Genomic DNA, 7,882 nt, shown 5'->3' with positions numbered 1-7,882 from the left:
GGGGCCGTCGCCGCGGACCGGCTCGGTCGCTACGCCGACCGCCCGATCTCCGCGGCCAGCCGGTCGGCGATCCGCCCCGCGACCGCGTCCTTCGAGCCGACGGCCTCCTCCGGTTCGGTCCCCGCCTCGCCGACGAGGAGGACGCGGGTCTCGTCGCCGCCCATCACGCTCGCGTCGTTGGCGACGACGAACGCGAGCCCGACCCGGTCGCGGATCCGCTCGGCCTCCGCGACCATCGCGTCGTCGTCGCCGGAGGTCTCGGCCTTGAACCCGACGATCGGGAGGTCCGGGTACGCCTCGCGCACCGAGTCGATCAGCTTCGGCGTCGGCTCCAGCTCGACCGACAGCGGCGACCCCGACCGGATCTTCTCGTCGACCGCGTCGGCGGTGAAATCGGAGATGGCCGCCGCGGAGACCAGCGCGTCCGCGGTGGCCGCGGTCCGGCGACACGCCGCCATCATCTCCGCCGCGGTCTCGACCGCGACCACGTCGGCGTAGGGGACCTCCGGGCCGTCCTGCACCAGCGTCACGGTCGCGCCCCGGACGTACAGCGCCCGGGCGACCGCCCGGCCGGTCTTGCCCGACGCCCGGTTCGTCAAGATTCGGATCGGGTCGATCCGCTCTTTCGTCGCGCCCGCGGTGACCACGACGTGGGTCCCCGCGAGCGACTGCGGCGTCGTCGCCCGAGCGACCTGCGTCACGACGTCCTCCTCCGCGGCGATCTTCGCCTTCCCCTCCTCGATCCGGGGGTCGGCGAACCGAACGCCCCACGCCTCCAGCCGATCGAGCGCCTCCAGTACGCCCGGGTGGTCGTACATCGGCTCGTGCATCGCCGGCGCCATCACGACCGGCACGTCCGCGCCGAGCGCGGTCGTCGCGCAGGTCGTGACCGGGGTGTCGTCGATCGCGGCCGCGACCTTCCCCGCGGTGTTCGCGGTCGCCGGCGCTAAAAGGAGCACGTCGGCCCAGCCGTCCCGCCCGCACAGCTCGACGTGTTCGACGCTCCCGGTGATCTCGGTGACGACGGGTTCGTCGGTCGCGAAGTCGACCGCCCACGGGTGGACGATGTTCGTCGCCGCCGGGGACATGACGGCGCGGACGCTCGCGCCGTGGCGACGCAGCTCGTGGGCGAGTTCGACGACCTTCACCGCCGCGATGCTCCCCGAGACGCCGAGCGCGACGTTGACCCCCTGTAGCATTACCGAGAGGGTTCCGGCCCCGGCGGCTTATAAGGTGATGTTGCGGAACGCTCTCGCCGTCGGCGAGCAGACAAGCAGTTACTCCGCGATCTCGACGGTGATCTCGTCGCGCTCGACGGCCAGCTTGAACGTCGGCACGGTCCGGTAGACGACCTCGACGACGTTCTTCCGTTCGAGGCTCCGGAGGGCGCGCCGCACCTCGTCGACGTCGGGATCGAGGTCGAACGCCTCGCGGACCGCGTTGAGCACGGCCACGACCGACTGCGACCGCTCGTCGGGGCCCGCCACGACCTCGAACACCCGGGCCTCCAGCTCGGGGACGCGGATCGTCTCCGGCGCGCCGCCCTTGGCGACGGCGTCGGCCTCGATCCCGGGCTCGACGTCGACGAGGTCGTTCGCCTCGGCGGTCGACCGGATCAGGCTGTCGTCGTCGCGGTAGTAGTACTCCTTGAGGTGGTTCTCGAGGTACTGGTGGACCTCGCTGCCGCTGTCGAGCCCCCACGCGTCCTGCAGCTCGCCGTTCTTCGTCGGCTGGAGGCGGACGATGTCGGCGAGCCGGCTCCGCTCCTCGTCGGTCAGCGTCATACGTCCCCGTTCACCGGGGCAGGTATGGACGTTCCGGATCGCTGTCCGAGACGAGGGACCAGTCGTTCGACCCGATCGATCTGTCCGGTCGATCTCCCGGTCCGCGTTAGGAGTTCGTCGACTCGTCGTCCGAGGCGTCGGCCGTCTCCGACGCGTCCCCGAACTCGTCGTCGACGCCCCACCGCTCCTCGATCGAGTGGCCCTGCGAATCGGCCGCGTCGATCTCGGTGGACTCGGCCGCGGACTCGTCGGCCTCCCCGGCGGCGGCCGCCGAATCGGGGTCCGGTTTCGCCCCCGAAACCCGGTCCGCGACGAGCTCCGAGAGCGGGTCGACGGTCACGGTCAGCCGCGCGACGACGAAGGCGAGCGGGACGAGCGACGCGAGCAGGAACGCGGCGTCGTACGTCCACTCGAACCCGTCGAGGAGGGGGACGACCGCGCCGGCGAGCCCGCGGTGCGCGACCAGCACGGCCGCGAGCACGACGAGCCAGTAGGCCAACGCGGCCCCGTTCTCGGCGATGCGCTCGACGCGGTTTCCGGCGTCGGTCCGGTGGAGGGCGGCGCGCGTCAGCGCGGCGACCTTCGGCGCGGCGAACAGGAGGAGGGCGACGACCGCGACCGTCACCACGGCGCTGGCGACCGCGGCGAAGGTGACCGGCGTCAGCGGGACCAAGCGGTCGACGCCCGGCAGCAGCGTGAACAGGTACAACACGCCCACCAGCGCGAGCGCCCCGACGGCGATGCGACTGGCGGAGCGAACGGCGTCCCGATCGAACGCGTCCGTCGTCGATTCGGTTTCGGTCATGGTGCGCCCGGAGCGAGGGGCGGGAGGGACATAACCGACCGAGACGCTCAACGCGGTTTCACGCGGATTAAGAGCCGCCGGCAGCGACCTTCAGCTGGCGTCCTCGACCGCGCTCGCGGCGCGGATCACGGTCTCCTCGTCGAACTTCGGGCCGACCAGCTGGAGGCCGACCGGGAGCCCGTCCGCCTCGCCCGCAGGGACCGAGATCGCGGGGAGGTTCGCGAGGTTCGCCGGCGTCGTGTTCGCGTCCGCGAGGTACATCCGGAGCGGGTCGTCGAGGCTCTCGCCGAGCTCGAAGGGGAGCACCGGCATCGTCGGCGACGCGATCACGTCCACGTCCGCGAACGCCTCCTCGAAGTCCCGTCGGACCCACGCGCGGGCGTCTTGGGCCTTCTCGTAGTACTCGTCGTGGTAGCCCGCCGAGAGCGCGTACGTGCCGAGCAGGATCCGACGCTTGACCTCCGCGCCGAAGCCCTCCTCGCGCGTCTCGGCGAACGACTCGTTCCAGTTGCCGTCCGACTCGGCGCGGTTCCCGTACCGCACGCCGTCGAAGCGCGCGAGGTTCGAGGAGGCCTCCGCCATCGCGATGACGTAGTAGGCCTGTACCGCGTGCTCGACCGAGGGGAGGGAGATCTCGGCCGTCTCCGCGCCCTGATCTTCGAGGTCCGCGATCGCGGCCTCGACCGTCTCTACGACGCGCTCGTCGGCGCCCTCGAACAGCTCGGTGGGAATTCCGATCGTGAGTCCGTCGACGTCGCCGTCGGCGGCCGCGGCGTAGCTCGCGTCGGGGTCCGCGCCCTCGACCTCGCTCGGGTCGCGGGTGGTCCCGTCGCGCGGGTCCGGGCCCGCGATCGCGTCGAGCGCGGCGGCCGCCTCCTCGACGGTGCCCGCGATCGGCCCGATCTGCTCGAGCGAGTTCGCGTACGCGATCAGTCCGTACCGCGAGACGAGCCCGTAGGTCGGCTTGATCCCGACGACGCCGCAGAACGCGGCCGGACACCGCACCGAGCCGCCCGTGTCGGAGCCGAGCGCGACGTCGGCCTCGCCCGCGGCGACCGCCGCCGCCGACCCGCCGGAGGAGCCGCCGGGCACTCGCTCCGGGTCGACCGGGTTCTTCGTGGGGCCGAACGCGGAGGTCTCCGTGGTCGTCCCCATCCCGAACTCGTCCATGTTCGTCTTGCCGACGATCGTCGCGCCCGCGTCGAGCAGGCGGTCGACGACCGTCGCGGAGTACGGCGGGACGTAGTCGGCGAGCATCTCGGAGCCGCAGGTCGTCCGGATCCCCTCGGTGGAGATGTTGTCCTTGACGGCGACCGCGGTTCCCGCGAGGGGGCCGTCGGCGTCCCCGCCCTCGGCGTCGCCCTCGATCGTCTCCTCCGTGATGAAGGCGTTGTGGTCGACCGCCATCACGACACCTTCGGTCCGACGAAGTAGCCGTCCTCCGTCTCCTCGGCGTTCGACAGCGCCTCCTCCTGTGAGAGCCCCTCCTCGACTTCATCGGGACGCATCACGTTGACGAGCTCCTCTTCCCGATCCGTCTCGGGCACCTCGTCGAGCGCCTCGAAGTACTCCAAGATGTCGCCGAACTGGGCGGCGAACGTCTCGACCTCGTCGTCGGCGAGGCGCACCCGGGCCAGGTCGGCGACGTGACGAACCTCCTCGGCGTCGACGGCGGCGGCGTCGGAATCGGCGGGCGCGTCGGCGTCGCCCCCCTCATCCGCACCCGCGTCGCCCGTCGACTCGGACGTATCGCTCATACGTCGAGGTGTCGCGCTCCGGGAGTAAGGGTTTCGGAACGTCGCATCGGACGGCGTCGACCTGCGAAAAGCGGCGGCGTCACTCCTCGCCGGCCCGAACCGTCACCACCGGCACGTCCGACAGCCGGACGACCTTCTCCGTGACGCTGCCGAGCAGGTACCGCTCGACGCCGGTCCGGCCGCGGGTCCCCATCACGACGAGGCCGACGTCGTTCTCGTCGGCGTATTCGAGGATGGTCTCGTGGGGAGTACCCGACTCGACGGCGGTCGTCGTTTCGACGTCGCCGACCGACGCGCTCGCCTCCTCGACGAGCGTCTCGCCGTGCTCCACCATCGCGTCCCGCCGGTCGTTGGCGTCGTCGTACCCGCCGACCGTGCCCGCTCTCGCCTCCTCCATCGGGTCCTCGCTCAGCGCCGAGCCGTCCTCGGCGAGGAACCCGCCGCCCGTGCCGATCTCGACGTGCCGCGAGTCGACGACGCACAGCACGTGAACCGTCGCGTCGAACGCCGACGCGAGTTCGCGAACGTGTTCCGCCGCGGCTTTCGACCCGTCGCTCCCGTCCGTCGGATACAGTATCTGATCGTACATCGTAACACCGAACTGAAATTTCGGGAGGCAACGGTAAAAATACACCGCAGAGGTGCGATATCGGCCGATGCGGGCGCCGAACGGGTGCCGATCGGTGGCGTCCCGCTTTACAGCAGGTCGTTCGAGACGAGCCGGTCGACCGCCTCGCGGAGGCGCTTCTCGCTCGCGGCGTAGGAGATCCGCGCGTGGCCCGGAGCATTGAACGCGCTGCCGGGGACGCAGGCGACGGACGCCTCCTCGATGGCGGCCTCGCACCACGCCTGGTCGTCCTCGTCGACGGGGATCATCATGTAGAAGGCGCCGTCGCCCACGTCGACGTCGACGCCGTGCTCGTCGAACAGGTCGACGAGGAGGTCGCGCCGGTCGCGGAACGCGTCGCGCATCTCCGAGACCGACTCGTCGGTGTTCTCCAGCGCCTCGACGCCCGCGCGCTGGACGAAGTTGACCGCGCAGGAGACCGAGTGGGAGTGGAGCTTACCGGCCTGTCCGACGAACTCCTCGGTCGCGTGGAGGTAACCGAGCCGCCAGCCGGTCATCGAGTACGCCTTCGAGAAGCCGTTGATCGTGACCGTCCGGTCCGCCATCCCGTCGAGGCTCGCCAGCGAGACGTGCTCGGCGTCGTAGGTGATCTGCTCGTAGATCTCGTCGGAGATCACGGCGACGTCGTGTTCGACCGCGAGGTCGCGGACGCCCTCCAAGGCGGTCTCCGAGAAGACGGCGCCCGTGGGGTTCGACGGGGAGTTGACGACGAGCAGCTCGGTGTCGTCCGAGACCGTCTCCGCGAGCGCGTCGAGGGCGGGCTCCAGCTGGAAGCCGTGCGGGGCCAGATCGACCCGCGAGAGGTCGGCGCCGGCGAGCTTCGCCATCGCCTCGTAGGAGACCCACGCCGGATCCAAGAGGACGACCTCGTCCCCGTCGTCGATCAGCGTCTGGAACGTCTCGTACAGCGCCTGCTTGCCGCCGGGGGTGACGACGACCTCGTCGACGTCGGCGTCGATCCCGTCGTCGCGGAGCTTCGCCGCGATCGCCTCCTTGAGCTTCGGGATCCCGTTCGAGGAGGTGTACCCGGTGTGGCCGGCGTCGAGGGCGTCTTTCCCCGCCTCGACGACGTTCTCCGGCGTGTCGAAGTCGGGCTCGCCGACCGAGAGGTCGACGATGTCCGCCCCTTCGGCCTCCTTCTCCGCCGCCAGGTTCGATATCGCCAGCGTGGCGCTGGGTGCTACGCGTCCGATCCGCTCTGAGAAGTCGTATGCGTCGCTCATTGTGGTGTGGTAGATCGTGGGTGCCGGTCAGTCGAGCTCCGCCGCGAGGTCGATCGCGGCCTCGGCGGCGTCCGCGCCCTTGTCGATGCGCTCGCGCGCCTCCGCGCCGGACATCCCCGGGCCGCTCACGCCGAACGTGACGGGGGTGTCGCGGTCGAGGCTCACTTGCGTGAGCTTGTCGGCGGTCGCGCTCGCGATCACGTGATCGTGGTCGGTGTCGCCGGTGACGATGGCGCCGACTACCGCGACTGCGTCGACGTCGTCGCGGCGCGCGAGCCGGTCGGCCGCCAGCGGGCTGTCGTACGCTCCCGGCACGCTCAGTTCGTCGACGACGACGGCGTCGCGGTCGGCGGCCGCCTCCCGGGCGGCCTCGGCCATCGGCTCCGTGACGGAGTCGTTGAACCGCGCCACCACCAGTCCCAGCGAGACCATACGCCCGCTCGCATCGGGGACGGCAAAGGTCTACCGTTCCGGAGGAGGGTTGCCGGTCGAACGGGTTCGGGACCGGTGGTGGTAATCGGGTGTACTTATAAACGATAGAGGCGGTGGCGCGTGCCTGCGAGGCCGCCCTGCGGCCGAGTAGCACGCGCGAGGGAGTCGACCACTCGGAGCGAAGCGGAGAGTGGTCGACGAGGCTGGGGAGGCGTGAGGCTGCGGTTGCGGTCGGGTGGGACTCAAAGGGGCAGCCGCGAGGCGGGCGCAGGCGACGCAAGCACTGCAGGGAGCGAACGGAGTGAGCGACCGAAGCGCACAGCGAGCGTGCGCCCGCCTCGCGGCTGGGGCTTTGGAGGGCTTCACCGTCGGTCTGGTGTCGATGACTTATAAATGAGCGGCTGGGGCTTTGGAGGGCTTCACCGACGTACTCCCGACGATCGCTTATAAACAATCGTTCAAGCGTTCAAACCCGCACGACCTGAGATCGCAAACCCCCTACTTCGCGACGTTCGCCTCGAACTTCTCGCGCACCTTCTCCATCTTCGGTTTCGCGTGGAAGGTGCAGTAGGCGTCGTCGGGGTTCTTCGCGAAGTAGTCCTGGTGTTTCTCCTCGGCGCGGTAGAACGTTTCCAGCGGCTCGATCCCGGTCACCACGTCGTCGTCGTACTCCTCGTCGAGCGCCTCGACGTACGCCTCGGCGACCTCGCGCTGTTCCTCGTCGTGGGTGAGGACGATCGAGCGGTACTGGCTCCCCACGTCCGGGCCCTGGCGGTTGAGCTGGGTCGGATCGTGAATCTCGAAGAACGCCTCCAGCACTTCGTCGTAGGCGATCGCGTCGGGGTCGAACGCCACCTGCACGACCTCGGCGTGGCCGGTGTTCCCGGAGCAGACCTGTCTGTACGTCGGGTCCTTGGCGTGGCCCCCGGCGTAGCCGGAGGTGACCGAGTCGACGCCGTCGAGCAGTTCGAGCGCCGCCTCGACGCACCAGAAGCACCCGCCGCCGAGCGTCGCTGTTTCGAGCTGATCGGACATACTCGTCCGAAGGGCTCGGAGACGTATTAATCACGCGCGCTTACGACTGGAGGGCGATCGGGATGACGGGTTCGCGTTTATAAGTGGATAACTCCGGATCGACGGTGAACAACTCCAAAGCCCCAGCCGGTGAGGCGGACGCACGCTCGTTGCGGTCCTCAGTCGGTCGCTTCGCTCCCTCCTTGCGGTCCTTACGTCGCCTGCGCCCGCCTCACCGG

The 7,882-nt window shown here is 70.0% G+C and carries 9 protein-coding genes; all 9 read right to left on the bottom strand.

Annotation, left to right across the window (positions count from 1 at the left end; translation table 11 throughout):
* Window positions 1–29: 29 nt before the first annotated feature.
* Entirely contained in the window at window positions 30–1,199 is a 1,170-nt protein-coding gene (coaBC, locus tag EDM04_RS09445; protein ID WP_123621442.1) for a bifunctional phosphopantothenoylcysteine decarboxylase/phosphopantothenate--cysteine ligase CoaBC, read from the bottom strand.
* A 78-nt stretch (window positions 1,200–1,277) separates the two neighbouring features.
* Window positions 1,278–1,784, bottom strand: a complete 507-nt coding sequence (locus EDM04_RS09440) for a DUF5797 family protein (RefSeq protein WP_123621440.1) — start codon at window positions 1,782–1,784, stop codon at window positions 1,278–1,280.
* Between the two features lie 106 nt (window positions 1,785–1,890).
* Window positions 1,891–2,589 carry a hypothetical protein gene (locus EDM04_RS09435; protein WP_123621438.1) on the bottom strand — a complete coding sequence of 233 codons (699 nt, stop codon included), beginning with the start codon at window positions 2,587–2,589 and terminating at the stop codon, window positions 1,891–1,893.
* Between the two features lie 90 nt (window positions 2,590–2,679).
* Complete coding sequence (gatA, locus tag EDM04_RS09430) at window positions 2,680–3,996, bottom strand: Asp-tRNA(Asn)/Glu-tRNA(Gln) amidotransferase subunit GatA (RefSeq protein WP_123621435.1); 1,317 nt, start codon at window positions 3,994–3,996, stop codon at window positions 2,680–2,682.
* Complete coding sequence (gene gatC / locus EDM04_RS09425) at window positions 3,996–4,346, bottom strand: Asp-tRNA(Asn)/Glu-tRNA(Gln) amidotransferase subunit GatC (protein ID WP_123621433.1); 351 nt, start codon at window positions 4,344–4,346, stop codon at window positions 3,996–3,998. Before gatC ends, gatA begins: the two co-directional genes overlap by 1 nt.
* A gap of 79 nt (window positions 4,347–4,425) precedes the next feature.
* Window positions 4,426–4,935, bottom strand: coding sequence for a universal stress protein (locus EDM04_RS09420; RefSeq protein WP_123621431.1), 510 nt, complete (start codon window positions 4,933–4,935; stop codon window positions 4,426–4,428).
* Between the two features lie 107 nt (window positions 4,936–5,042).
* Window positions 5,043–6,197 carry a pyridoxal phosphate-dependent aminotransferase gene (locus EDM04_RS09415; RefSeq protein ID WP_123621429.1) on the bottom strand — a complete coding sequence of 385 codons (1,155 nt, stop codon included), beginning with the start codon at window positions 6,195–6,197 and terminating at the stop codon, window positions 5,043–5,045.
* Window positions 6,198–6,224: 27 nt separating this feature from the next.
* Window positions 6,225–6,629: a 6,7-dimethyl-8-ribityllumazine synthase gene (ribH, locus tag EDM04_RS09410; protein ID WP_123621427.1), complete on the bottom strand. Its 405-nt coding sequence runs from the start codon at window positions 6,627–6,629 to the stop codon at window positions 6,225–6,227.
* 498 nt (window positions 6,630–7,127) lie between these two features.
* Entirely contained in the window at window positions 7,128–7,664 is a 537-nt protein-coding gene (gene msrA, locus EDM04_RS09405; RefSeq protein ID WP_123621425.1) for a peptide-methionine (S)-S-oxide reductase MsrA, read from the bottom strand.
* Window positions 7,665–7,882 lie beyond the last annotated feature (218 nt).

The organism is Halorubrum sp. CSM-61 (genome assembly GCF_003781945.1).
Classification (GTDB): domain Archaea; phylum Halobacteriota; class Halobacteria; order Halobacteriales; family Haloferacaceae; genus Halorubrum.
Note: the sequence above shows the minus strand (reverse complement) of the source record. Positions and strands in the feature narration are given on the sequence as shown.

What these genes read in the sequence shown, in the direction of transcription:
- EDM04_RS09440 (WP_123621440.1), bottom strand. Translation starts at nt 1,784, where the DNA reads ATGACGCTGACCGACGAGGAGCGGAGCCGGCTCGCCGACATCGTCCGC.
- EDM04_RS09415 (WP_123621429.1), bottom strand. Translation starts at nt 6,197, where the DNA reads ATGAGCGACGCATACGACTTCTCAGAGCGGATCGGACGCGTAGCACCC.
- coaBC (WP_123621442.1), bottom strand. Translation starts at nt 1,199, where the DNA reads ATGCTACAGGGGGTCAACGTCGCGCTCGGCGTCTCGGGGAGCATCGCG.
- EDM04_RS09420 (WP_123621431.1), bottom strand. Translation starts at nt 4,935, where the DNA reads ATGTACGATCAGATACTGTATCCGACGGACGGGAGCGACGGGTCGAAA.
- msrA (WP_123621425.1), bottom strand. Translation starts at nt 7,664, where the DNA reads ATGTCCGATCAGCTCGAAACAGCGACGCTCGGCGGCGGGTGCTTCTGG.
- ribH (WP_123621427.1), bottom strand. Translation starts at nt 6,629, where the DNA reads ATGGTCTCGCTGGGACTGGTGGTGGCGCGGTTCAACGACTCCGTCACG.
- gatA (WP_123621435.1), bottom strand. Translation starts at nt 3,996, where the DNA reads ATGGCGGTCGACCACAACGCCTTCATCACGGAGGAGACGATCGAGGGC.
- gatC (WP_123621433.1), bottom strand. Translation starts at nt 4,346, where the DNA reads ATGAGCGATACGTCCGAGTCGACGGGCGACGCGGGTGCGGATGAGGGG.
- EDM04_RS09435 (WP_123621438.1), bottom strand. Translation starts at nt 2,589, where the DNA reads ATGACCGAAACCGAATCGACGACGGACGCGTTCGATCGGGACGCCGTT.